This window comes from Pseudomonas sp. B22(2017), assembly GCF_002113105.1.
GTDB lineage: Bacteria > Pseudomonadota > Gammaproteobacteria > Pseudomonadales > Pseudomonadaceae > Aquipseudomonas > Aquipseudomonas asiatica.
Map to the genome: position 1 here is coordinate 30,336 of NZ_NEJN01000005.1, position 24,644 is coordinate 54,979.

The 24,644-nt window shown below is 63.2% G+C and carries 21 protein-coding genes; 11 read left to right on the forward strand and 10 right to left on the reverse strand.

Features of this window, described 5'->3' with window-relative positions:
* Positions 1-24 precede the first annotated feature (24 nt).
* Positions 25-921: a LysR family transcriptional regulator gene (locus CAG18_RS12625; RefSeq protein WP_085720981.1), complete on the forward strand. Its 897-nt coding sequence runs from the start codon at positions 25-27 to the stop codon at positions 919-921.
* A 117-nt stretch (positions 922-1,038) separates the two neighbouring features.
* Positions 1,039-2,706, forward strand: a complete 1,668-nt coding sequence (gene ggt, locus CAG18_RS12630) for a gamma-glutamyltransferase (protein ID WP_085720982.1) — start codon at positions 1,039-1,041, stop codon at positions 2,704-2,706.
* A 134-nt stretch (positions 2,707-2,840) separates the two neighbouring features.
* On the opposite strand, the gene CAG18_RS12635 is transcribed toward ggt, so the two are convergent.
* Both CAG18_RS12635 and CAG18_RS12640 read right to left on the reverse strand, forming a co-directional pair.
* Positions 2,841-4,760, reverse strand: a complete 1,920-nt coding sequence (locus CAG18_RS12635; protein ID WP_013974227.1) for a methyl-accepting chemotaxis protein — start codon at positions 4,758-4,760, stop codon at positions 2,841-2,843.
* Positions 4,761-5,006: 246 nt separating this feature from the next.
* Positions 5,007-5,894, reverse strand: a complete 888-nt coding sequence (locus CAG18_RS12640; protein ID WP_015271806.1) for a neutral zinc metallopeptidase — start codon at positions 5,892-5,894, stop codon at positions 5,007-5,009.
* 227 nt (positions 5,895-6,121) lie between these two features.
* Between CAG18_RS12640 and pcaH the strand changes: the two genes are divergently transcribed.
* The gene (gene pcaH, locus CAG18_RS12645) at positions 6,122-6,841 is read left to right on the forward strand and encodes a protocatechuate 3,4-dioxygenase subunit beta (RefSeq protein ID WP_003251597.1); all 720 of its coding nucleotides are present in this window, start codon (positions 6,122-6,124) and stop codon (positions 6,839-6,841) included.
* Positions 6,842-6,851: 10 nt separating this feature from the next.
* A complete protein-coding gene (gene pcaG, locus CAG18_RS12650; protein ID WP_015271805.1) occupies positions 6,852-7,457 on the forward strand; it encodes a protocatechuate 3,4-dioxygenase subunit alpha in 606 nt (201 codons plus the stop codon).
* Between the two features lie 127 nt (positions 7,458-7,584).
* Here the strand turns inward: pcaG and trmA are convergent, their stop codons facing one another.
* From trmA to CAG18_RS12665, 3 genes are all read right to left on the reverse strand, one after another.
* A complete protein-coding gene (gene trmA / locus CAG18_RS12655; protein WP_085720983.1) occupies positions 7,585-8,670 on the reverse strand; it encodes a tRNA (uridine(54)-C5)-methyltransferase TrmA in 1,086 nt (361 codons plus the stop codon).
* Positions 8,667-9,962, reverse strand: a complete 1,296-nt coding sequence (locus tag CAG18_RS12660; protein ID WP_015271803.1) for an NCS2 family permease — start codon at positions 9,960-9,962, stop codon at positions 8,667-8,669. Before CAG18_RS12660 ends, trmA begins: the two co-directional genes overlap by 4 nt.
* Before the next feature lie 281 nt (positions 9,963-10,243).
* Positions 10,244-11,464, reverse strand: coding sequence for an MFS transporter (locus CAG18_RS12665; protein ID WP_013974221.1), 1,221 nt, complete (start codon positions 11,462-11,464; stop codon positions 10,244-10,246).
* A 344-nt stretch (positions 11,465-11,808) separates the two neighbouring features.
* Between CAG18_RS12665 and CAG18_RS12670 the strand changes: the two genes are divergently transcribed.
* From CAG18_RS12670 to CAG18_RS12680, 3 genes are read left to right on the forward strand one after another with little or no spacing between them, the layout of a single operon-like run.
* Positions 11,809-13,245 (forward strand): cytochrome ubiquinol oxidase subunit I, encoded by a 1,437-nt coding sequence (locus CAG18_RS12670; RefSeq protein WP_015271801.1) that lies wholly within the window; start codon positions 11,809-11,811, stop codon positions 13,243-13,245.
* Between the two features lie 3 nt (positions 13,246-13,248).
* Entirely contained in the window at positions 13,249-14,256 is a 1,008-nt protein-coding gene (cydB, locus tag CAG18_RS12675; RefSeq protein WP_015271800.1) for a cytochrome d ubiquinol oxidase subunit II, read from the forward strand.
* A 9-nt stretch (positions 14,257-14,265) separates the two neighbouring features.
* Positions 14,266-14,421 (forward strand): DUF2474 domain-containing protein, encoded by a 156-nt coding sequence (locus CAG18_RS12680; RefSeq protein ID WP_013974218.1) that lies wholly within the window; start codon positions 14,266-14,268, stop codon positions 14,419-14,421.
* Positions 14,422-14,740: 319 nt separating this feature from the next.
* On the opposite strand, the gene CAG18_RS12685 is transcribed toward CAG18_RS12680, so the two are convergent.
* Positions 14,741-15,865 carry a methyltransferase gene (locus tag CAG18_RS12685; protein ID WP_015271799.1) on the reverse strand — a complete coding sequence of 375 codons (1,125 nt, stop codon included), beginning with the start codon at positions 15,863-15,865 and terminating at the stop codon, positions 14,741-14,743.
* A 96-nt stretch (positions 15,866-15,961) separates the two neighbouring features.
* Complete coding sequence (locus tag CAG18_RS12690; protein WP_085720984.1) at positions 15,962-16,669, reverse strand: autoinducer binding domain-containing protein; 708 nt, start codon at positions 16,667-16,669, stop codon at positions 15,962-15,964.
* A gap of 212 nt (positions 16,670-16,881) precedes the next feature.
* Between CAG18_RS12690 and CAG18_RS12695 the strand changes: the two genes are divergently transcribed.
* The gene (locus CAG18_RS12695) at positions 16,882-17,658 is read left to right on the forward strand and encodes a ferredoxin--NADP reductase (RefSeq protein ID WP_085720985.1); all 777 of its coding nucleotides are present in this window, start codon (positions 16,882-16,884) and stop codon (positions 17,656-17,658) included.
* A gap of 134 nt (positions 17,659-17,792) precedes the next feature.
* On the opposite strand, the gene mscL is transcribed toward CAG18_RS12695, so the two are convergent.
* Entirely contained in the window at positions 17,793-18,212 is a 420-nt protein-coding gene (gene mscL / locus CAG18_RS12700; RefSeq protein WP_015271796.1) for a large-conductance mechanosensitive channel protein MscL, read from the reverse strand.
* 177 nt (positions 18,213-18,389) lie between these two features.
* Here mscL and radA point away from each other — a divergent pair, with 177 nt between their 5' ends.
* The gene (gene radA, locus CAG18_RS12705; protein WP_015271795.1) at positions 18,390-19,760 is read left to right on the forward strand and encodes a DNA repair protein RadA; all 1,371 of its coding nucleotides are present in this window, start codon (positions 18,390-18,392) and stop codon (positions 19,758-19,760) included.
* A gap of 176 nt (positions 19,761-19,936) precedes the next feature.
* Here the strand turns inward: radA and CAG18_RS12710 are convergent, their stop codons facing one another.
* Together CAG18_RS12710 and CAG18_RS12715 are read right to left on the reverse strand one after the other, a co-directional pair.
* Complete coding sequence (locus tag CAG18_RS12710) at positions 19,937-21,454, reverse strand: nucleobase:cation symporter-2 family protein (protein ID WP_013974213.1); 1,518 nt, start codon at positions 21,452-21,454, stop codon at positions 19,937-19,939.
* A 263-nt stretch (positions 21,455-21,717) separates the two neighbouring features.
* On the reverse strand, positions 21,718-22,080 hold the full coding sequence (locus CAG18_RS12715) for a PilZ domain-containing protein (RefSeq protein WP_013974212.1): 363 nt from the start codon (positions 22,078-22,080) through the stop codon (positions 21,718-21,720).
* A 178-nt stretch (positions 22,081-22,258) separates the two neighbouring features.
* On the opposite strand from CAG18_RS12715, the gene CAG18_RS12720 reads away from it, so the two are divergent.
* Both CAG18_RS12720 and CAG18_RS12725 read left to right on the forward strand, forming a co-directional pair.
* Positions 22,259-24,325: a carbon starvation CstA family protein gene (locus CAG18_RS12720; RefSeq protein ID WP_085720986.1), complete on the forward strand. Its 2,067-nt coding sequence runs from the start codon at positions 22,259-22,261 to the stop codon at positions 24,323-24,325.
* A gap of 13 nt (positions 24,326-24,338) precedes the next feature.
* Positions 24,339-24,536 (forward strand): YbdD/YjiX family protein, encoded by a 198-nt coding sequence (locus tag CAG18_RS12725; protein WP_013974210.1) that lies wholly within the window; start codon positions 24,339-24,341, stop codon positions 24,534-24,536.
* Positions 24,537-24,644 lie beyond the last annotated feature (108 nt).

Here is a 24,644-nt window from a genome sequence, read left to right on the forward strand (position 1 = left end):
CAGAGACCAACCGCAGGCGCAGATGTGAAAACCCGATCCGAAGAGCTCCAGGTATTCGTCACCGTCATCGACTGCGGCTCGATTTCCGCTGCTGCCGAGCAGATGGGCCAGACCCCGTCTGCCGTCAGCCGTACCCTGTCGCGCCTTGAAGGCAAGCTGGGTACCACGCTGGTCAACCGCACCACCCGGCGCATGGACCTGACCGAGGAGGGCCGCTTCTTCCTTGAACGCGCGCGGTTGATCCTGGAGCAGATGGACGAGATGGAAGAGCGCCTGTCGATGAACCGCCAGACCCCCACCGGGCGCCTGCGCATCAACGCCGCCGCGCCGTTCATGCTGCATGCCATCCTGCCGTGGATCGGCGAGTTCCGCCGCCAATACCCTGGTATCGAACTGGAACTCAATACCGACGACCTGATCATCGACCTGCTGGAGCAAAGCACCGATGTGGCGATCCGCATCGGTGAACTGGCCGACTCCAGCCTGCACGCGCGCAGCCTGGGATGCAGCCCGGTACAGGTGATGGCCAGCCCGGCCTACCTCGAGCAACACGGCACGCCGCAGCGGGTCGAGGACCTGGCCAACCACTGCCTGCTCGGCTTCAGCCAGCCCGAATCGCTCAACCATTGGCCACTGCGTCATGCCCAGGGTGACCGCTGGAGCATTCGCCCGTCGCTGATCGCCTCCAGCGGCGAGACCTTGCGCCAATTGGCGCTGGCCGGCGAGGGCATCGTCAGCCTGTCGCACTTCATGACCCACGAGGACATCCGCGCCGGGCGCCTGCAAGTGCTGCTGAGCGAAGCCAACAACGGCTATCGCCAGCCGATCCATGCGGTGTACTACCGCAACACCCAGCTGGCGCTGCGTATCCAGTGCTTCCTCGATTTCATCCAGCGCAAGTTGGCGATGTACGCCAGCTGAGTTGCCTGAACGCGACAGGTCCTGTCCACGGGCGGCGAAACTTCCTGCGGTTGATTGCACAGTCGAAGCGCTTCGGCCTTACTGACTGCTCAACAAAAACAACACCAAGGAAGTGTCATGCGTATTGCTCCGTTCCAGTACCTGGCTCTCACAGCCGCGATCCTGAGCTGTTCCACGGTCCATGCCGCCAATCTTGAGGGCGGCGCAGTGGCCGCGCCCGATCAATATGGTGCACAGGTGGCCGCCGATATCCTCAAGAAAGGCGGCAACGCGGTGGATGCGGCAGTGGCCACGGCTTTCACCCTGGCGGTGACTTATCCCGAGGCTGGCAACATCGGCGGTGGCGGGTTCATGACCCTGTTCGTCGACGGCAAACCCTACTTCCTCGATTACCGCGAAGTCGCGCCCAAGGCCGCCACGCGCAACATGTACCTGGACGAAAAGGGTGAGGTCATCGAAAACCTCAGTCTGGTCGGGGCACGTGCTGCTGGCGTTCCGGGCACGGTGATGGGTTTGTGGGAGGCGCATCAGAAGTTCGGCAAGCTGCCCTGGAGCGAACTGCTGACCCCGGCCATCGGCTATGCGAAAAACGGCTTCAAGGTTGCGGCCAAGCAGTACCAGTACCGCAACGATGCCCAGGGCATGTTCAAGACCTCGACCAATTTCAACGACTACTTCGGCAACATGAAGGTCGGCGAGCTGTTCAAGCAACCGGAAATGGCCCAGACCCTGGAGCGCATCGCCGACAAGGGCGTGAGCGAGTTCTACCAGGGCAAGACCGCAGACCTGCTGGTGGCGCAGATGCAAGCCGACAAGGGCCTGATCACCAAGCAAGACCTGAAGGACTACAAGGCCGTATGGCGCGAGCCAATGGCCGTGAGCTGGCGTGGCAATGTGGTCTATACCGCGCCACCGCCAAGCTCCGGTGGTGTAGCCCTGGCCCAGCTGCTGGGTATCAAGGAAAACCGCGCGGCGGACTTCAAGGGTGTGGCGCACAACTCGGCGCAGTACATTCACCTGTTGGCCGAGATCGAGAAGCGCGTGTTCGCCGACCGTGCCGACTACCTCGGTGATCCGGCCTTCACCGCAGTACCGGTGGACAAGCTGGTGGCCAAGGACTACTTGGCCAAGCGCGCCGCGCAGGTCAACCCGAAGGCCATTTCCGATACCGACAAGGTCAAGCCGGGCCTGGAACCGCACCAGACCACGCACTTCTCGATCGTCGACAAGCAGGGCAATGCGGTCAGCAACACCTACACCCTCAACCTCGACTACGGCAGTGGTGTGGTGGTGAAAGGCGCCGGCTTCCTGCTCAACGACGAGATGGACGATTTCAGCGCCAAGCCGGGGGCGGCGAACGCCTTTGGTGTGGTAGGTGGCGATGCCAATGCTATCGCCCCGGGCAAGCGCATGCTGTCGTCCATGAGCCCCAGCCTGATGACCCGCGATGGCAAGGTCGAGCTGGTCATCGGCACCCCGGGTGGCTCGCGGATCTTCACCTCGATCTTTCAGGTGATGAACAACCTGTACGACTACGACATGCCGCTGGACAAGGCGGTGGCGGCGCAGCGCGTGCACCATCAGTTGCTGCCCAAGGACACCATCTACTTCGACAGCTATGCGCCGCTGACCGGGCCGGTGGCTGATGAACTGAAGAAGATGGGCTATGTGCTGGAGGACCAGGGCTGGGAGATGGGGGATATCCAGGCGATCCGGGTTGATGGGACGAAGCTGGAGACCGCTTCGGATCCGCGTGGGCGTGGGGTAGGGATGGTCATCAAGTAAGCGGTCGTCAGTGCCGGCCCTATCGCCGGCAAGCCAGCTCCCACAGGTACGACGCAGCCCCGAGGCTTGTGCTATTCCTGTGGGAGCCTGGCTTGCCGGCGATGGGCCGCAAAGCGGCCCCCGGGGTCTTCAGGTCAGACGCGGAACTGGCTGACCAACGTCTGCAACTGCCCACCCAACCGCGCCAACTCCACACTGGACGCCGCCGTCTCGTCACTGGCCGCCGCCGTCTGCTCCGACACATCGCGTACATTCAGGATGCTGCGGCTGATCTCCTCCGCCACCGCACTCTGCTGTTCCGCCGCCGCGGCAATCTGCTGGTTCATCGACTGGATGCTCGACACCGTGCTGGTGATGCTCTCCAGCGAAGCCCCGGCCTTGCGCGCCAACTCGACGCTGCTGTCGGTCAGGGTACGGCTGCCGTGCATGGCCGTAGCCACTTGCTGGGTCCCATGCTGCAGGCTGGCGATCAGTTCTTCGATCTCTTCGGTGGATTTCTGCGTGCGTTGGGCCAGGCCGCGCACTTCATCGGCAACCACGGCAAAACCACGGCCAGCCTCGCCAGCACGCGCCGCCTCGATCGCTGCGTTCAGCGCCAGCAGGTTGGTCTGTTCGGCCACCGACTTGATCACGTCCATCACGCTGCCGATCTTCTGGCTTTCCTGCTGCAACAGGTTCATGGCTTCGGTGGAACGGTGCATTTCTTCGGCCAGGCGTTCGATCTGGCCAATTGCTTCGCCTACCACGCGGTCGCCGGCACGGGCTTCGTCATCGGCACCGGTGGCAGCATGCGAGGCCTGCTCGGCATTGCGTGCCACTTCCTGAACGGTAGCGGCCATTTCGTGCATTGCGGTGGCCACCTGGTCGGTCTCGACCTTCTGGCTGTTGGCGCCGGCGCTGGTCTGCTCGGTCACTGCCGACAATTCCTCGGCAGCGCTGGCGATCTGGGTGACGCCATCGCGGATGCCGCTGATCAGCTCGCGCAAAGTGGTGCCCATGCGGGCGATGCCTTGTTGCAGCACGCCCAGTTCGTCGCGGCGGGTGACGCGCAGGTGCTGGGTGAGGTCGCCGCTGGCGATCTTTTCAACTGCCACCATGGTGTCGCGCAATGGGCGGGTGATCTGCCGGGTGATCAGCACTGCCGCCAGCACGCCGACCAACAGCGCCAGCAGCGTGGCGATGGCCTGCAGGCTGCGGGCCTGGGTACTTTCCATGTCGCGGCGCTGCAGCTGGATCTGGTACAGAGCGTCGCTGCGCTTGACGATGTCGGCACCCTGAACGGTCATCTCGGCGCGCGCAGTGGTGATGTTGGCGACCGCATCGCGGAATTGACGCACGGCTTCACGGTAGGCCAGCACCGAGCCTTCGAACTGTCGCAGGCGCGTGTCTTCGGCCGGCAGCTGGCGCTTGAGGTTGTCGATTTCGGCCAGGGCGGTGTCCAGCTGGCGCAGGGCTGCCTGCTCGTTGGCAGCGCTGTTTTCGGCAATGTAGCCGCGTACGTCGATGCGCACCTGCAGCAGTTGCTGGCGGGCCTTGCTGATCAGCTGGTACTGGGCCAGGCGCACGCTGTCGGCTTCGGGGCGCGCCATGACTTCCTGGCTGAGGGCGTCCATGGCCTGGTCGGCACGGCTGGCCGAGCCGTCCATGGCCGTGCGCGCGGTGCGGGTGGCATCGTAGCCCTGGCGCATCTTGTTCAGGGACACTTTGTAGGCGCTGATGGTCTCGCCCAGTTCACCCAGCAGCTTGATGTTTTCCGGGCTCTTGAAGGTGCTGGCCAGGTAGGCCTGTTGCTTGCTGAAGGCGTCAAGCTTGGTCTGGGTGTTGGCGGCGGCAGCATCGTCACCGTTGGCGATCATGTACTGCAGGCGCGCAATGCGCAGGTCGGTCAGGTCCTTGTTGAGCTGGCCGATATCGCCCATCCAGTTACTGCGGTCAATCAGGCTGCCCAGGCTGGTCCAGCCGGTCAGGGCCAGCAGGCCGGTGAGGATCAGTACCAGGCCGAAGCCCAGGCCGAGTTTGAGGTTGACGCTGATGTTGGCGAACCAGCTGTTCATGCACGCTCTCCAGAAGTTGTTTTCGCTCGCTTGATCTTCGATCGCCAGGCGTTGTTGTTCTGGATGCCCGCTGATTCGTGCAGGGGTTATCGGCAGTGATGGAGGAAGCTGAAACGCTTTTTCAGCAGATTTGTAACTGGCTTGATTGGGGCTGCCTTGCAGCCCTTCGCGGTGGATGGCACCGGCTTTGCCGGTGTTCGCGGCTAAAGCCGCTCCTACAGGGATCGCGTCGGTTTTGGAAGCTATTCAAAGGTTGCGCGCGCTGAAGGTATCGCAGCGGTTCACCTCACCCTCGGCAAACCCGGTCTTGAACCAGCGCACCCGTTGCGCTGAGGTGCCGTGGGTGAACGAGTCTGGTACCACGCGCCCGCGGCCTTGCTGCTGCAGGCGGTCATCGCCGATGGCATTGGCCGCGTTCAGGGCCTCTTCGACGTCGCCCGGCTCCAGCCAGTTCAGGCGCTTCTGCGCCTGGTAGGCCCATACACCGGCCAGGCAGTCGGCCTGCAGTTCCTGACGCACCAGCAGGCCATTGTCGCCTTCCATGCGCTGGCCGCTGCGGCGCGCAGCATCGACCTTGGCCGACACGCCCAGCAGGGTCTGCACGTGATGGCCGATTTCGTGGGCGATCACGTAGGCCTGGGCAAAGTCGCCGGCGGCGGCGAAGCGGGTTTCCATTTCGCGGAAGAACGACATGTCCAGGTAGACCCGTTGGTCTGCCGGGCAGTAGAACGGCCCCACCGCCGCCGAGGCAAAGCCACAGGCCGAATTGACCTGGCCGCTGAACAGCACCAGCTTGGGGTCGCGGTACTGCTTGCCGCCCTCGGCGAACAGGGCTTTCCAGGTGTCTTCGGTATCGCCCAGGATCGAGGCGACGAACTCGGCCTGCTGGTCGTTGGCCGGCGGCGCCTTGCCGCCCGCGCTGCTCGGTGCCTGCTGTTGTTGTTGCTCCATCTGGCCGGCGAGCTGGCCAAGAATCTGCAACGGGTCCTGGCCGGTGAGCCAGCCGATGCCGACAATCAGCAGCACCGCACCAAGCCCCAGCCCCTTGCCGCCGCCGAAACGCATGCCGCCGCCACCACCTTCGCCTCGGGCATCGACCACATTGTCGCTGCGTCGACCTTTTCGCCAATCCATGAATGCTCTCCGGAGCGTGAAACAAGAAGACAAAGATTAGTCCACGACAGCGGCGAGTGTCAGGCCAAGGTGCTTATGCATAACCAAATGGTTATGTTTGATGTGGCTGATTTCAATATTCATTGCGCGCTACCTGCCTGAAACTGCATGTGGGAGCGGGCTTGCCCGCGACAGGGTTTCAAATAATCCCCCCGCGCATTTCCATAATTCCAAGAGAGGAAACCGGCATGCCCGCCCAGGACAACAGCCGCTTCGTGATCCGTGATCGCAACTGGCACCCGAAAGCTCTTACGCCTGACTACAAGACGTCCATTGCCCGTTCGCCACGCCAGGCACTGGTCAGCATCCCGCAGTCGATCAGCGAAACCACCGGCCCGGACTTTTCCCACCTGGGCTTCGGCGCCCATGACCATGACCTGTTGCTGAACTTCAACAACGGCGGCTTGCCGATTGGCGAGCGCATCATCGTTGCCGGCCGTGTCGTCGACCAGTACGGCAAGCCTGTGCCGAACACCCTGGTGGAAATGTGGCAAGCCAACGCCGGCGGCCGCTACCGTCACAAGAACGACCGCTACCTGGCGCCACTGGACCCGAACTTCGGTGGCGTCGGCCGCTGCCTGACCGACCGTGATGGCTATTACAGCTTCCGCACCATCAAGCCGGGCCCGTACCCATGGCGCAACGGCCCGAACGACTGGCGCCCGGCGCACATCCACTTCGCCATCAGCGGCCCTTCGATCGCCACCAAGCTGATTACCCAGCTGTACTTCGAGGGTGACCCGCTGATCCCGATGTGCCCGATCGTCAAGTCGATCGCCAACCCGCAAGCCGTGCAGCAGTTGATCGCCAAGCTCGACATGAGCAACGCCAACCCGATGGACTGCCTGGCCTACCGCTTCGACATCGTGCTGCGCGGCCAGCGCAAGACCCACTTCGAAAACTGCTGAGGACCCCGCCATGCCAATCGAACTGCTGCCGGAAACCCCTTCGCAGACCGCCGGCCCCTACGTACACATCGGCCTGGCCCTGGAAGCGGCCGGCAACCCGACCCGCGACCAGGAAATCTGGAACCGCCTGGCCAAGCCGGACGCGCCGGGCGAGCACATCCTGCTGATCGGCCAGGTGTATGACGGTAACGGCCACCTGGTGCGCGATTCGTTCCTGGAAGTGTGGCAAGCCGATGCCAACGGCGAGTACCAGGATGCCTACAACCTGGAAAACGCCTTCAACAGCTTTGGCCGCACTGCCACCACCTTCGATGCAGGTGAATGGACCCTGCACACGGTCAAGCCGGGTGTGGTGAACAACGCTGCGGGCGTGCCGATGGCGCCGCACATCAACATCAGCCTGTTTGCCCGGGGGATCAACATCCACCTGCACACGCGGCTGTATTTCGATGACGAGGCCGAGGCCAATGCCAAGTGCCCGGTGCTCAACCTGATCGAGCAGCCGCAGCGGCGCGAGACCCTGGTGGCCAAGCGTTGCGAGGTGGACGGGAAGACGGCATATCGCTTCGATATCCGTATTCAGGGGGAAGGGGAGACGGTGTTCTTCGACTTCTGAGTTGGACTTCGGGGGCCGCTTTGCGGCCCATCGCGACACAAGGCCGCTCCTACAGGGAATCGCGTTCCTCCTGTAGGAGCGGCCTTGTGTCGCGATGGGCTGCAAAGCAGCCCCGGCGATCTGAAGGTCAGCGCCGAACCAGCAAAACCCCACTCTCCATATGGTGGGTATACGGGAACTGGTCAAACAACGCACACCGCTCGATGCGGTGAGTGTCCTGCAGCTGGGCAATGTTCGCCGCCAGCGTCTCCGGGTTGCACGAGATGTACAGGATCCGCTCGAAACGCCGGGTCAGCTCGCAGGTATCCGGGTCCATCCCCGCCCGCGGCGGGTCGACGAACACCGTACCGAACTCGTAGCTCTTAAGGTCGATGCCTTCCAGCCGGCGGAACGGCCGCACCTCATTCAGCGCCTGGGTCAGCTCTTCTGCCGACAGGCGCACCAGCCGCACGTTATCTACAGCGTTCTCGTCGAGGTTGCTCAGCGCGGCATTGACCGAGGTCTTGCTGATTTCCGTGGCCAGCACCTGGCGCACGCGGGTGGCCAGCGGCAGAGTGAAGTTGCCGTTGCCGCAGTAAAGCTCCAGAAGGTCGTCCTTGCGTTCACCCATGGCCTCGAAGGCCCAGCTCAGCATCTTCTGGTTCACCGCGCCGTTGGGCTGGGTGAACGCGCCTTCCGGCTGGCGGTAGCTGAACACACGGCCAGCGACTTCGAGGTTTTCCACCGCGTAGTCACGGCCGATGACCAGGCGTTTGCCCTTGGAGCGGCCGATAATGCTGACGCCCAGGTCTTCGGCCAGCTGCCGTGCGGCCGTTTCCCACGCCTCGTCCAGCGGGCGGTGGTAGCACAGGGTGACCATGGCATCGCCAGCCAGGGTGGTAAGGAACTCCACCTGGAACAGGCGGTTGCCCAATTCCTCGCTGGCCTGCCAGGCCGCCTTCAGGCGCGGCATCAGTGCATTGATGCGCTGGCTGGCGATAGGGAAGTCCTCGATCAGGATCGCCTTGTGCTTCTCGCCCGGGGCGAACATGGCGTAGTGGCGCTGGCCATCCTCGCGCCACAGGCGGAATTCGGCGCGCAGGCGGTAATGCTCGCGCGGCGAGTCGAAAACAGCCGGCTCCGGCGCGCCGAACGGCGCCAGCAGCTCGCGCAGCCGGGCCACCTTGGCGTCCAGCTGGGTGGTGTAGGAGGAGGGGTCGAAAGCAGCACTCATGCGTTGAACCAGCCCAGCTTGATGACGAACAGGATGGAAAGGATCACCAGGGCCGGGTTCAGGTCGCGGTGGCGGCCGGAGATCAGCTTGACGGCGGTCCAGGAAATGAAGCCGAAGGCGATGCCGTTGGCGATCGAGTAGGTCAGCGGCATGGCCAGGGCGGTCACTACCACCGGTGCGGCTTCGGTGACGTCGTCCCAGTTTATTTCCGCCAGGCCCGAGGCCATCAGCACCGCGACGAACAGCAGCGCCGGGGCGGTGGCGAAGGCCGGCACGCTACCGGCCAGCGGGGCGAAGAACAGCGCCAGCAGGAACAGCACGGCGACCACGATGGCGGTCAGGCCGGTGCGGCCACCGGCGCTCACGCCCGCTGCGGATTCGATGTAGCTGGTAGTGGTCGAGGTGCCCAGCAGGGAACCGGCCATGGCGGCGGTACTGTCGGCGATCAGGGCACGGCCCATTTTCGGCATGTGGCCGTCCTTGCCCATCAGCCCGGCGCGCTTGGCCACACCGATCAGGGTGCCGGAGTTGTCGAACAGGTCGACGAACAGGAAGGCGAAGATCACGCTGACCAGGCCCACGTCCAGCGCGCCGGCGATGTCCAGTTGCAGGAAGGTCGGGGCCAGCGAGGGCGGCATGGACACCACGCCGCCGAAGGGGGTCACACCCATCAGGATCGAGGCGATGGTCACGGCGAGAATGCCGATCAACACGGCGCCGCGCACTTTCAGCGACTCAAGGCCGACGATCAGGAAGAAGCCCAGGGTGGCGAGGATCGGTGCTGGCTGCTTGAGGTCACCCAGGCCCACCAGGGTGGCTGGGTTATCCACGACGATGCCTGCGTTATGCAGGGCGATCAGTGCCAGGAACAGGCCGATACCCGCGGCAATGGCCGAACGCAGCGGCAGCGGGATGCTGTTCACGATCCATTCGCGGATGCGGAAGATCGACAGCAGGAAGAACATCACCGCCGACAGGAATACCGCGCCCAGTGCCACCTGCCAGGTGTGGCCCATGTGCAGGACCACGGTGTAGGTGAAGAACGCGTTCAGGCCCATGCCCGGCGCCAGGGCGATCGGGTAGTTGGCGATCAGGCCCATGGTCACCGAGCCGATGGCCGCGGCCAGGCAGGTGGCGACGAAGATCGCGCCCTTGTCCATGCCGGTCTCGCCGAGGATGCTCGGGTTGACGAACAGGATGTAGGCCATGGCCAGGAAGGTGGTGACGCCCGCGAGAATCTCGGTGCGCACATTGGTGTTGTGTGCTTTTAGTTGAAACAGCCTTTCCAGCATGCCCGCTCCCCAAGGCGCCCCCGGCGCCATGAATATATCGACCCCATCAGCAAAGCACAGACCGTACCGGTTGCCGTGGTTTTGTGTGGGGCGGAAAAAAGCCGCGCATCATACCAGCATGCTCGGCGGGGGCCTATGGCCGTTGGGGAATGGGTTCTCTATAGCCTGTACCGGCCCTATCGCCGGCAAGCCAGCTCCCACAAGTACTGCACAGGGTTCGGAAACTGTGGTGTACCGGTGGGAGCTGGCTTGCCGGCGATAGGGCCAGAACAGGCCTACGATCAACCGTTATGCAATCGATCTCGCTTGGCCAGTGTCGGGAACAGCTTTATCCACACCCCAGTCACCACCAAAGTGCCCACCCCACCCAGCACCACAGCCGGCACTGTGCCAAACCAGTGCGCGGTCACCCCCGATTCGAACTCGCCGAGCTGATTCGAGGCACCAATGAACAAGCCGTTCACCGCACTCACCCGCCCGCGCATTTCATCCGGCGTCTCCAACTGCACGAAAGCGCCGCGGATGACCATGCTGATCATGTCCGCCGCGCCCAGCACCACCAGCACTGCCAGCGAGAACCAGAACGAGGTCGACAGGCCGAAGGCAATGGTCGCCACGCCGAACACGCCCACTGCCGTGAACATGGTCCGCCCCACATTGCGCTCGAACGGGAAGCGCGCCAGCCACAGCGACATCAGCAACGCCCCCACCGCTGGCGCAGAGCGCAGCAGGCCGAGGCCCAGCGGGCCGGTCAGCAGGATGTCCTTGGCGAACACCGGCAGCAGTGCGGTGGCCCCGCCCAGCAGTACGGCGAACAGGTCCAGCGAGATGGCGCCGAGGATGTCCGGCCGGCTGCGAATGAAGCGGATGCCGGCCAGCAGCGATTCGATGCTGGCGCGCCCGCGCTGTGCCACCTGGCCGCGTGCCTGCAGGCTCAGGGTCAGCACGCAGGCGATGGCGTAAAGGGCCACGGTGGGGCCGTATACCCAGATGCTGCCGAAGGCATACAGGAAGCCGCCCACCGCCGGAGCCACGATGGTTGCCGACTGGGTGGCCGAGGCCGAAGCTGCCACCGCGCGTGGGAACAGCCCGGCCGGTACCACGTTGGGCAGCAGCGCCTGGGTCGCCGGCATTTCGAACGAACGCGTGGCACCGAGCAGGAAGGCGAGGGCGAAGATCAGCTCGCGGGTGACGTTGTCGGTGGCACTGCCAAGCGCCAATGCCAGGGCTATCAGTCCCTGCAGGCTCTGGCACAGCGCAGCGACCTTGCGCCGGTCATAGCGGTCGGCGACATGCCCGGTATGCAGCATGAACAGCACCCGTGGGGCGAATTCGACCAGGCCGACCAAGCCCAGGTCCAGCACATTGCCGGTCAGCTGGTAGAGGTGCCAGCCGATTGCCACGGTGAGCATCTGGAAGCCGCTGGCGGTGAACACGCGGGCCAGCCAGAAGGCCAGGAAAGGGCGGTGGTGACGCAACAACTGCGGTTCGGAATCGGACATCGGAAACCAGGGGCCTCGGCGCAGTAGAGGGGGGCGCAGCGTATCATCTGTTTGTAACAAACGGTTACTGTTTGCTGGGGTCGGCACTTTTTCATGCGGCGTGGAAGGGGGTGGGGCAACCGGTCACGCGGCAATCAACCACACGGCCCGGCGGGCCATTCAGGACTATGCTTCCTAGCAATCGTTGATCTGGGTCAATCGTTCCAGATGTAACGATCGGGCCCTTGGGCCGAAATCCCTGCGATCGAACAGAACAATTCCAACGCGCCGCACTCGACTACCGTGGGGGCAGTGGGCGACGGGGCCAGCGGCCCGGACGCCGGATTATCTGAAGAGGAAGCACCATGTTCGGAATAGAGGCCTTAGAGCTCGCCCGAATGCAGTTTGCCTTTACCGTGTCGTTCCATATCCTGTTCCCGGCCATCACCATTGGCCTGGCGAGCTACCTGGCAGTCCTCGAAGGCCTCTGGCTGCGGACCAACAACCAGGTCTACCGTGACCTCTATCACTTCTGGTCGAAAATCTTCGCCGTCAACTTCGGCATGGGGGTGGTCTCCGGCCTGGTCATGGCCTACCAGTTCGGTACCAACTGGAGTCGTTTCTCCGACTTCGCCGGCGCTATCACCGGCCCGCTGCTCACCTACGAGGTATTGACCGCGTTCTTCCTCGAGGCTGGCTTCCTGGGGGTCATGCTGTTTGGCTGGAACCGTGTCGGCCGTGGCCTGCACTTCTTCTCCACGGTGATGGTGGCGCTCGGCACCTTGGTCTCGACCTTCTGGATCCTCGCCTCCAACAGTTGGATGCAGACCCCGCAAGGTCACGAGATCATCGACGGCCGGGTTGTGCCGGTGGACTGGCTGGCAGTGGTATTCAACCCCTCGTTCCCCTACCGCCTGATGCACATGGCCACTGCCGCGTTCGTTTCCACCGCGTTCTTCGTCGGTGCCTCGGCGGCCTGGCACCTGCTGCGCGGGCGTGACAACCCGGCCGTGCGCAAGATGCTGTCGATGGCCATGTGGATGGCGCTGATCGTCGCCCCGATCCAGGCGGTGATCGGTGACTTCCATGGCCTGAACACGCTCAAGCACCAGCCGGTGAAAATTGCCGCGATCGAAGGCCACTGGGAGAACGTGCCCGGCGAGCCGACCCCGCTGATCTTGTTCGGCATCCCCGACATGCAGGCCGAAACCACCCGCTTCAAGCTCGAGATCCCGGCACTCGGCAGCCTGATCCTGACCCACAGCCTGGACAAGCAGGTGCCGGCGATGAAGGAGTTTCCGCCCGAAGACCGGCCCAACTCGACCATCGTCTTCTGGTCGTTCCGGATCATGGTCGGGCTGGGTTTCCTGATGATCTTCGTCGGCCTGTGGAGCCTCTGGCTGCGCAAGCGCGGCACGCTTTACACCTCGCGGCCGTTCCTGTACGTGGCCCTGTGGATGGGCCCTTCCGGGTTGATCGCGCTGCTGGCCGGCTGGTTCACCACCGAAATCGGCCGCCAGCCTTGGGTGGTGTATGGCCTGATGCGCACCGCAGACGGTGTGTCCAACCATAGCTACGCCCAGCTCGGCTTCACCCTGGTGGCCTTCGTGGTCGTGTACTTCGCCCTGTTCGGCACCGGCCTTGGCTACATGATGCGCCTGGTGCGCAAAGGGCCGCGGACCGGTGAGGGAGACGAGCACAACCCTGGTGGCCCTGGCACCAAACGCACGCCGGCGCGACCGCTGTCCGCCGCCGATGATGGCCGAGAGGCCAACTCCGCCAGCCTGAGCAAGGGGAACTGAGCCATGGGTATCGACCTTCCGCTGATCTGGGCCGTGATCATTATCTTCGGCGTCATGATGTACGTGGTGATGGATGGTTTCGACCTGGGGATCGGCATGCTCTTCCCGTTCGTCAAGGGCGAGCATGACCGTGATGTGATGATGAACACCGTCGCCCCCGTTTGGGATGGTAACGAGACCTGGCTGGTGCTGGGCGGTGCCGGGCTGTTCGGGGCGTTCCCGATGGCTTACTCGGTAGTGCTGGAGGCCCTGTACCTGCCATTGATCCTGATGCTGATCGGTCTGATCTTCCGCGGCGTGGCCTTCGAGTTCCGCTTCAAGGCCAAGGCCGACAAGCGCCACATCTGGGACAAGGCGTTCATCTGGGGCTCGTTGATCGCCACCTTCTTCCAGGGCGTGGCGCTGGGTGCGTTCCTCGAAGGTTTCAAGGTGGTCGACCGGCATTTCGCCGGTGGCACCCTTGACTGGCTGACCCCGTTCAGCCTGTTCTGTGGCCTGGGGCTGATCGTTGCCTACACCCTGCTGGGCTGCACTTGGCTGATCATGAAGACCGAAGGGGCGCTGCAGCAGAAGATGCACGACATTGCCCGGCCGCTGGCGCTGGTGCTGCTGGTGGTGATCGGCATTGTCAGCCTGTGGACACCGATCGCCTACCCGCAGATCGCCGAGCGCTGGTTCAGCATGCCTAATCTGGTCTGGTTCATGCCAGTGCCGATCCTGGTGCTGGTAACCTTCTACGGGTTGCTCAAGGCGGTGGCGCGCAATGCGCACTACACGCCGTTCCTGCTGACGTTGGTGCTGATCTTCCTCGGCTACAGCGGCCTGGGCATCAGTCTGTGGCCGAACATCATCCCGCCATCGATCTCGATCTGGGATGCCGCGGCGCCACCGCAGAGCCAGGGCTTCATGCTGGTGGGCACACTGTTCATCCTGCCGTTCATCCTCATGTATACCTTCTGGAGCTACTACGTGTTCCGCGGCAAGGTGACCCATGAAGACGGCTATCACTAGGAGGGCTGCATGATGACCGGCAAGCCTGGCTTGGAGGAGAAGAAACCCCTGTGGCAGCGGTTGGGCTGGCTGCTGCTGATCTGGGCGATGAGCGTGGCGGCCCTGGGCGTGGCGGCCTACGTGATGCGCCTGTTCATGGGGGCTGCGGGGCTGACCACCCATTGAGGTAAGCCTGCTCTGGCCCTATCGCCGGCAAGCCAGCTCCCACAGGTAAGTCACTGTCCTTGAATGCAGTGCAGTACCTGTGGGAGATTACCCAGCCCTTTTGGGCTGCGCTGTCGCGCAGAGAACAAATATCGCTCGTTTGACGCGGCCTTTGTAGGAGCAGCCTTGTGCTGCGAAGAGGCCGGTACAAGCAACAGACAGGCTTTGTCAGTACCGGCCTCTTCGCAGCACAAGGCTGCTCCTACAGAACCTCGCCGAACCAATGAGTCATGTGTTGTTCTATGAGAGCTGGCTTGCCGGTGATAGGGCCGGTACAGGCTTACTTGCGGGCTTTCAGGATAACGAACTTGGGCGTTGCCGCCACCTGTTCCACCCCCCGGAACAACCGCGCCAGCTTGCTGTGATAGCCCAGGTGCCGGTTACCCACGATATACAGCGCCCCGCCCACCACCAACGCCTCACGCGCCTGCTGGAACATGCGCCAGGCGAGGAAATCGCCCACCACCTGCTGCTGGTGGAACGGCGGGTTGCACAGCACCACGTCCAGCGACTGCTTCTCTACCCCCGCCAACCCATCGGCTGCCTCGAACACCGCCGGGCGCTCGCCCAGCGCGGCCTGCCAGTTCTCCCGCGCCGATTGCACCGCCATGTACGACTCGTCGACCAGGGTGTACTGGGCATCCGGGTTGGCCAGGGCGCTGGCTATCGCCAGCACGCCGTTGCCGCAGCCCAGGTCCGCCACCCGCGCGCGGCCCAATTCGCGGGGCAGGTGCGGCAGGAACGCCCGCGTGCCGATATCGAGCCCCTCCCGGCAGAACACGTTGGCGTGGTTGAGCAGCTCCAGCGCCGGCGCGTCGAGGCGGTAGCGGCTAGGGTAGGGCGAGCGGGCGACCGGCCGTTCGGCCACCGTCGCGGTCAGCAAGCGGGCCTTTTTCTGCGCCAGCGAGGCTTGCACCGGGCCGATGTACTTCTCCATCAGGTCTCCGGCCGCCCGTGGCAGGTGCTTTATCATCGCCCCGGCAATCACCTGCGCACCGGGTGCCAGGTGGCCCTGCAGGCGGATCAGCTGTTCTTCGAGCAGGGCCAGGGTCTTGGGCACGCGCACCAGTACCCGGTCGAACGGGCCTTGCCAATGTTCGCTGGCCGGCACGAACGGCACGCTGTCGAACGGCAGGCCATTGCGTGCCAGGTTCTTTTCCAGTGCCAGGTGCGCCAGGTGCGAATCGCCACTGCTGACCACCTGCAGCTTGCCTGCCAGGCTGGCGGCCAGGGCGCCGAAGCTGTCATTGAGCACCAGCACCCGGCAGTCGGCCCCTGGGGCCTGTTCGTGCAGCTGCGCAAGCAGGTACTCGTCGGCGGCATCGAAAGCCTGCAGCGGGTCGTTGGCCTGTTCCGGCTGGCGGATCAGGTCGAGTTCGGCGTAGGGGGTGGTCAACAGGGGCATGGCGTCTGGCTCGGGTACGAAACTGCCCGTTGCGGTTCGCCCCGGGCTTTGCCGGGCGATTCTACAGGGCTTTGCCCAAGGTCGCAGGTTTGAAGGTCAGATCCAGCCACGCATGACGGCGATGGCGATGGCGCCGGCCTTGTTGGCGGCGTTGGTCTTGGTGATGACACTGCGGATATGGAAGTTCACCGTGCTTTGCGACAGTGACAGGATGCAGGCGCACTCGGCGGCGGTCTTGCCGGCGGCCGACCATTTCAGCACTTCCAGCTCCCGCTCGCTCAGTTTCGGCTCCGGCGGGCATAGTGCAGTGAGGTGATGTGCGCTGATCACCTCATGCAGTTTGTGACTCAACCACTGCACATTGCCGGCCTTTCTGTAGAGTTCGACAATACTGATGGGCCTGGTGGACCTGGCCACGCTTATCTGGCTTTCGTTGTGCTGCTGGTCGTGCAATGACTGCGTCCAGCCATGGCGCAAACCGCTCTGGCAGGCAGCTTCACGAAATAGCGGAGCCCCGCGATACAGGTCATCGGTCCATAGCACAGGCATGGTGGATTTGTGGCTCAAATCGGCAGCCGGGTCCTGCTTGTGCAGGTCATCGCGCTGGTAGCGCTCGATCCATTCTTGGGGGTAGTTGCTGTACAGGAACAGGTGGGGTGTTTGCGTAGCGATCTGGATGCGAATGTTCAACCCCAAGTACTCCATGCCCAGATCCTGCACCATATGTACGGCCATGCCGAACAACTTCTGTGGGCAGCGTTCGGCGTCGAACGCACGAAGATACTCGGGTCTCCAGTGGCGCATCTGAAATACTCCTTGAGCCTCAGGTCCAGTCCGTTTGGGTGCCCGCATGATTGTAGGAAAGGACCTACCAATGTGCTGAGATTTTTTTGTTATAGCGGTCAGGAACCGATGCGACTTCGGCAGGATCGCCGCAGACGAGGCCCTACAAAGCAGTGGTTTTTATCCGCGTCACTTTGCGCGACACTGTGCGCACGCCAAACCTGGAGCCCGATATGACCGCTAGCGCCGAAAAGTTCACCCGCCAGACCCTGCTCGATGTTCAGCCACTCACGCCGAACCTCTTCAGCCTGCGGGTTACGCGCGATGCGGGGTTCCGCTTCCGTTCCGGCCAGTTTGCCCGCCTGGGTGTGACCAAGGCTGAAGGCAGTGTGGTGTGGCGCGCTTATTCCATGGTCAGCGCGCCCCATGACGAGCACCTCGATTTTTTCTCCATCGTGGTGCCAGGCGGGGAGTTCACCAGCGAACTGAGCCGGCTGGGGGCAGGCGATACCCTGCTGATCGACCGCCAGGCCTTCGGCTTCCTTACCCTCGACCGCTTCGTTGGTGGCCGTGACCTGTGGTTGCTGGCGACCGGTACTGGTATTGCGCCGTTCATGTCGATCCTGCAGGACTTCGAGGCCTGGGAGCGTTTCGACAACATCAAGCTTGTGTACTCGGTGCGCGAAGCGAAAGAGCTGGCCTATGTGGACGAGATTGCCGGGCTGGAGCAGCGCGATTACCTGTCCGAATTCGCCGGCAAGTTGCAGTTCATTCCGGTGGTGACCCGTGAACAGCACCCAGGGGCGTTGAACCAGCGGATTACCACGCTGATCGAGAATGGCGAGCTGGAGAAGGCGGCGGGGCTGGAACTGTCGCCGGAACATTCGCGGGTGATGCTGTGTGGCAACCCGGAGATGATTGATGAGACGCGCAAGGTACTGAAGGCGCGCGACCTGCAATTGAGCCTGAGCAAGCGGCCGGGGCAGGTGGCTGTGGAAAACTACTGGTAAGGCCGTTGGGGCCGCTTTGCGGCCCATCGCGACACAAGGCCGCTCCTACAGGAACCGCGATTCCTGGGAGATGCAAAAACCTTGTAGGAGCGGCCTTGTGTCGCGATAGGGCTGCAAGGCAGCCCCCGGCAATCTCAAGGCAAGCGGTTCTGGTTCTGCGCCTTGAGAAGGTCGCGAATCTCGGTCAGCAAGGTCTCTTCTGCAGTCGGCACAGGCGGTGCAGTCGGCGCCACGGCCTCTTCACGCTTGAGCTGGTTGATCGCCTTCACCCCCATGAAGATGGCAAAGGCCACGATCAGGAAGTCGATCACGGTCTGGATGAACTTGCCATACGCCAGCATCACCGCCGGAACGTCACCTTCGGCAGCCTTCAGGGTAATTGCCAGGTCGCTGAAGTCCACGCCACCGATCAACAGGCCCAATGGCGGCATGACCACGTCACCGACGAAAGACGAGACGATCTTGCCGAAGGCCGCGCCGATGATGATACCAACCGCCATGTCGACGACATTGCCTTTGACCGCGAAGGCCTTGAATTCACTGATCATGCCCATGTTTGGTTCCTTGTAACAAAAGGTAAGGTTTACGCAGTGTAAGCCACTCAAACGCTTCATGCGTTGTGCTCAGGGCCACAGACTGCTGTTAGAACGAATAGTTTTGTCGCATCCCGAGGCGTTCGAGGCACGTCCAGCTCGGCTATCATGGCGGTTTTTTTCCAGGAGACCCCAGCCATGGCCAAGGCCAAGCGCTTGTATGGCTGCACCGAGTGCGGTGCGACCTTCCCCAAATGGGCCGGCCAGTGTGGCGAATGCGGGGCCTGGAACACCCTGGTCGAGACCATGATCGAAAGCGGCGGTGCCGCTGCGCCCAGTACCGGCCGTGCCGGCTGGACCGGGCAGCAGGCGCAGATCAAGACCCTGGCCGAAGTCAGCGTCGAGGAGATCCCGCGCTTCACCACCAGCAGCACCGAACTGGACCGCGTGCTGGGCGGTGGCCTGGTGGATGGCTCGGTGGTGTTGATCGGTGGTGACCCCGGCATCGGCAAATCGACCATCCTGCTGCAGACCTTGTGCAACATTGCCGTGGGCATGCCGGCGCTGTATGTCACCGGCGAGGAGTCGCAGCAGCAGGTGGCCATGCGCTCCCGGCGCCTGGGCCTGCCCCAGGACCAGCTCAAGGTGATGACCGAAACCTGCATCGAGACCATCATCGCCACGGCTCGCGTCGAAAAACCGCGGGTCATGGTGATCGACTCGATCCAGACCATTTTCACCGAGCAGCTGCAATCGGCACCCGGCGGCGTGGCCCAGGTGCGCGAAAGCACGGCGTTGCTGGTGCGCTACGCCAAGCAGAGCGGTACGGCGATCTTCCTGGTCGGCCACGTGACCAAGGAAGGCTCGCTGGCCGGCCCGCGGGTACTCGAGCACATGGTCGACACCGTGCTGTATTTCGAGGGCGAGTCCGATGGCCGCCTGCGCCTGCTGCGGGCAGTCAAGAACCGCTTTGGCGCAGTCAACGAGCTGGGTGTGTTCGGCATGACCGACCGGGGCCTGAAGGAGGTGTCCAACCCCTCGGCGATCTTCCTCAACCGCACCCAGGAGGAAGTACCGGGCAGCGTGGTGATGGCCACCTGGGAAGGCACCCGGCCGATGCTGGTGGAGGTGCAGGCGCTGGTCGACGACAGCCACCTGGCCAACCCGCGCCGGGTGACCTTGGGCCTTGACCAGAATCGCCTGGCAATGTTGCTGGCGGTGCTGCACCGCCACGGCGGTATTCCCACCCATGACCAGGACGTGTTCCTCAACGTGGTGGGTGGGGTGAAGGTGCTGGAAACCGCTTCTGACCTGGCGTTGCTGGCGGCGGTGATGTCCAGCCTGCGCAACCGGCCCCTGGCCCATGGCCTGCTGGTGTTTGGCGAGATCGGCCTGTCTGGCGAGGTACGGCCGGTGCCCAGTGGTCAGGAGCGTTTGAAGGAGGCCGCCAAGCATGGTTTCAAGCGGGCCATCGTGCCCAAGGGCAATGCCCCGAAAGAGGCTCCGGCCGGGTTGCAGGTGATTGCCGTTACCCGGCTGGAGCAGGCTCTGGATGCGTTGTTCGAATAGTTTGTCGCCTGTACCGGCCTCTTCGCGGGCACGCCCGCTCCCACAGGATCACCTCAGTCTCCGAAACTTGTGCAGTCCCTGTGGGAGCGGGCGCGCCCGCGAAGAGGCCGGTACAGGTAAATGAAAAAGGGGCCGACGATGCGCATCGGCCCCCCACCTCACCGCTCAGTCAGCGGTCAATGCTCGGCAACCGCACTGCGCCTGACCGTTTCATTGCCATGCTCGTCCAGTTCCAGCATCGGCACCTCATTACCCTCGGCATCGAACAGCTTGCCATCCTTGAAGTAGTCGCCATCACGCAGCGCTGAAATGTCCGAGTACTGGATGGTGCGCTCGTACGCGGCGGCAAACACCGACTGCTGGTCCGAGTTGCCGGCGGTGAAGTGGTTGAAGATCAGGTTCAGCAGGATGGCCATGATCGCCGCCGAGCTGATGCCCGAGTGGAAGATGGTCTCGAACCAGTTCGGGAAGTGGTGGTAGAAGGTCGGTGCGGCAATCGGGATCATGCCGAAGCCCAGCGAGGCAGCGACGATGATCAGGTTGACGTTGTTCTTGTAGCTGACCTTGGACAAGGTGCGGATACCGCTGGCTGCCACGGTGCCGAACAGCACGATGCCCGCGCCACCCAGTACCGGAGTAGGGACTGCGGCAATCACCCGGCCCATGATCGGCAGCAGGCCGAGCACCACCAGGATCAAGCCACCGGTGGCCACCACGTAGCGGCTCTTGACCCCGGTCACGGCTACCAGGCCGACGTTCTGGGCGAACGCGCTCTGGGTGAACGAGCCGAAGATTGGCGCCAGGATGCTCGATGCCATGTCGGCGCGCAGGCCATTGCCCAGGCGTTTGGAGTCGACCTTGGTGTCGATGATCTCACCCACGGCGAGGATGTCGGCCGAGGTTTCCACCAAGGTCACCATGATCACTATGCACATCGACAGGATCGCGGCGATGTGGAATTCCGGCATGCCGAAATGGAACGGCGTGGGGAAGGCGAACATCGGGCCCTCTGTGACCTTGCTGAAGTCGGCCATGCCCAGCGCCCAGGCGATCAGGGTGCCGACCACCATGGCCAGCAGGATCGACAGGCGTGAAATCGCCGCGCTGCCCAGCTTGCTCAGCAGCAGCACGATGGCGAAGGTCAGGGCCGCCAGGCCGATGTTGGCCACGCTGCCGAATTCCGGCGAGGCGCTGTTGCCACCCATCACCCAGCGAGCGGCCACGGGCATCAGGGTCAGACCGATGGTGGTGATGACGATGCCGGTCACCAGCGGCGGGAAGAACTTGGTGATGCGCGAGAACACCGGGGTGATCAGAAAGCCGATCAGCGATGCTGCCATGACCGCACCTAGCACGCCCGGCAGGCCACCGCCGCCCTCGCTGCTGAGGATTGCACCCATGGTTGCCACACCGGCGAACGAAACGCCCTGCACCAGCGGCAACTGGCAGCCGAAGAACGGCAGACCGAGGGTTTGCAGCAGGGTGGCCAGGCCACCGGCAAACAACGAAGCGGCGATCAGCATGCCGATTTCGGCACCGTTCAGGCCCGCGGCCTGCCCCAGGATCAGGGGTACCGCGACGATCCCCCCGTACATGGTCAGCACATGCTGCAGACCATAGGCCAGGTTGGCACCAAGGCCGAGGTTTTCATCCTCGGGGCGCTTGGCGGGAGACGTGCTAGGGGACGTAGTCATGGAGCAGGCTCTCTGTTTATTGTTGTGGTGCTACTGTAGACACTTCCTACAAATGATTGCCACAAGAATTGTATACAATATTTTGATCGGAGCGCGCACAAGAGCGCCCGCAAGGTGTGCGAGAGCTCAATGCAGAAGGCGTACCAACTTGTCAGAGGCTGTGCTAGAGGGGTGTGTACAAAACGCTGCTACCCAGGCTTAAAGCTGTCTGGGTAGACAGGAAACAAAAGGTGGGGAAGCGATTAGCTAGCTAAGAGATTTCATTATTCGATCAGTTCGCGCAGCTCACGCATCATTTCGGTGCTGTCGGCCACGTTCAATTCCACAAGACGGTGCAGATGGCTCATCGAATCGAGGTCGATGTACAAGCAGATGAAACCCAGGCGGTCTGGTTCCTCATGGCGCAGTTCAACCTGCATCTGCACGCGTGCATCGGGGCCCAGGTGAATGATGGCATCGAAGTCCTGGGTCAGGTCGACATCCCAGTTGGCCGGTCGTTCGATCAGCAAACCCTTGAGTGAAAGGTCCAGCAGCTTCGCAGGCCAGCGTCGCAGGCCCTGGCGCAGCTCGGTGGGGGCGTCGAAATCGATGCGCTGGAAACGGCGGCGTTCGTCGTGGTCGCTCATGGGTTAGATCCTCGCATAGGTCCTCAGGTGACATCCTGACTATAGTTAGAGTGGTATGTACATCAGGTACCGCAATCTGGCCGCAGAGGCTCTAGACCAAAGCAAGTGTGGCAATGCGCGATGACTCGCCCTAGACTCGTTGGGCGGTCTTTTCCAATCCACCAGCTGGAAGCAAACCATGAACAACAATAATAGCCTGCTACGCCACATTCCGTGGCTGGCGCTGGCAGTCATAGGAGCCTGTGCGCTGGGTGTGGTTGCCCTGCGTCGCGGCGAGGCGATCAATGCCTTGTGGATCGTGGTCGCGGCAGTGACCATCTACCTGGTCGCCTATCGTTACTACAGCCTGTTCATCGCCACCAAGGTGATGCAGCTCGACCCTCGCCGTGCCACCCCGGCGGTGCTCAACAACGACGGCCTGGACTACGTCCCGACCAACAAACACATCCTCTTCGGTCACCATTTCGCCGCTATCGCTGGCGCAGGCCCCTTGGTCGGCCCGGTACTCGCCGCGCAGATGGGCTACCTGCCCGGCACGCTGTGGCTGATCGCCGGCGTGGTGCTGGCCGGTGCGGTGCAGGACTTCATGGTCCTGTTCCTGTCCACCCGCCGCAACGGCCGCTCGCTGGGCGACATGGTGCGCGAGGAGATGGGCCGCATCCCGGGCACCATCGCCCTGTTCGGTTGCTTCCTGATCATGATCATCATCCTTGCGGTGCTGGCATTGATCGTGGTCAAGGCCCTGGCCGAAAGCCCTTGGGGCATGTTCACGGTGATGGCGACCATCCCGATCGCGATGTTCATGGGCATCTACATGCGCTACATCCGTCCGGGCCATATCGGTGAGATATCGGTCATCGGCGTGGTGCTGCTGCTGGCTTCGATCTGGCTGGGGGGCCAGATTGCCGCAGACCCGACCTGGGGCCCGGCGTTTACCTTTACCGGTGTGCAGATCACCTGGATGCTGGTGGGCTACGGTTTCGTCGCCGCGGTACTGCCGGTATGGCTGGTACTTGCGCCACGTGACTACCTGTCGACCTTCCTCAAGATCGGCACCATCGTCGGCCTGGCCATCGGTATCCTGATCATCGCGCCCGAGCTGAAGATGCCAGCGCTGACCCAGTTCACCGACGGCACTGGCCCGGTGTGGAAGGGCACCCTGTTCCCGTTCCTGTTCATCACCATCGCCTGTGGTGCGGTGTCCGGCTTCCACGCGTTGATCTCCTCGGGGACCACGCCGAAGCTGCTGGACAACGAAACCAACGCTCGCTACATCGGCTACGGCGGCATGCTGATGGAATCGTTCGTTGCCATCATGGCCATGGTCGCCGCCTCGGTGATCGAGCCAGGCGTGTACTTCGCCATGAACAGCCCAGCCGCGGTGGTCGGTGCCGATGTGGCGTCGGTGGCGCAGACGGTCAGCAGCTGGGGCTTCCTGATCACCCCTGAGCAACTCGAGGCCACTGCCCGCGACATTGGCGAGCACACCGTGCTGGCTCGTGCCGGTGGTGCGCCGACCCTGGCTGTGGGTATCGCGCAGATCCTGCACCAGGTGCTGCCGGGTGAAAACACCATGGCCTTCTGGTACCACTTCGCGATCCTGTTCGAGGCGCTGTTCATCCTCACCGCAGTGGACGCCGGCACCCGTGCCGGGCGCTTCATGCTGCAGGACCTGCTGGGCAGCTTCGTGCCGGCGCTCAAGCGCACCGAATCGTGGACTGCCAACCTGATCGGTACTGCCGGCTGCGTGGCCCTGTGGGGCTACCTGTTGTACCAAGGCGTGATCGACCCGCTGGGTGGCATCAATACCCTGTGGCCGCTGTTCGGCATTTCCAACCAGATGCTGGCGGGTATCGCCCTGATGCTCGGCACCGTGGTGCTGATCAAGATGAAGCGTCAGCGCTACGTCTGGGTCACCCTGCTGCCGGCCGTGTGGCTGCTGATCTGCACCACCACCGCCGGCCTGATCAAGCTGTTCGACCCGAACCCGGCAGTCGGCTTCCTGGCCCTGGCCAAGAAGTACAGCACCGCACTGGACGCCGGCCAGGTACTGGCCCCGGCCAAGGACATCGGGCAGATGCAGCACGTGATCTTCAATGCCTACACCAATGCCGGCCTGACCGTGCTGTTCCTGGTGGTGGTGTTCAGCGTGCTGTTCTTCGCTGTCAAGGTCGGCTTCGCCGCCCTCGGCCGCAAAGAGCGCACCGACAAGGAAACCCCGTTCCAGGCCCTGCCTGACGCTTGAGAGGACTGCTGCGATGTTCAACGACCTGGGTCGACTGGGTAAATACCTGGGGCAGGCAGCCCGCCTGATGGTCGGCATGCCCGACTACGACAACTACGTCGAGCACATGCAGACCAAGCACCCGGACAAGCCGGTCATGACGTACGAGGAGTTCTTCCGCGAACGCCAGGAAGCGCGTTACGGCGGCAAGTCCGGGCCCAAGTGCTGTTGAGCCTCAAGCGTTAACCTGTCCCGGCCTCATCGCCGGCAAGCCGGCTCCCACAGGTACTCCACAGGCCTCAAGGTTTGTGCGGTACCTGTGGGAGCTGGCTTGCCAGCG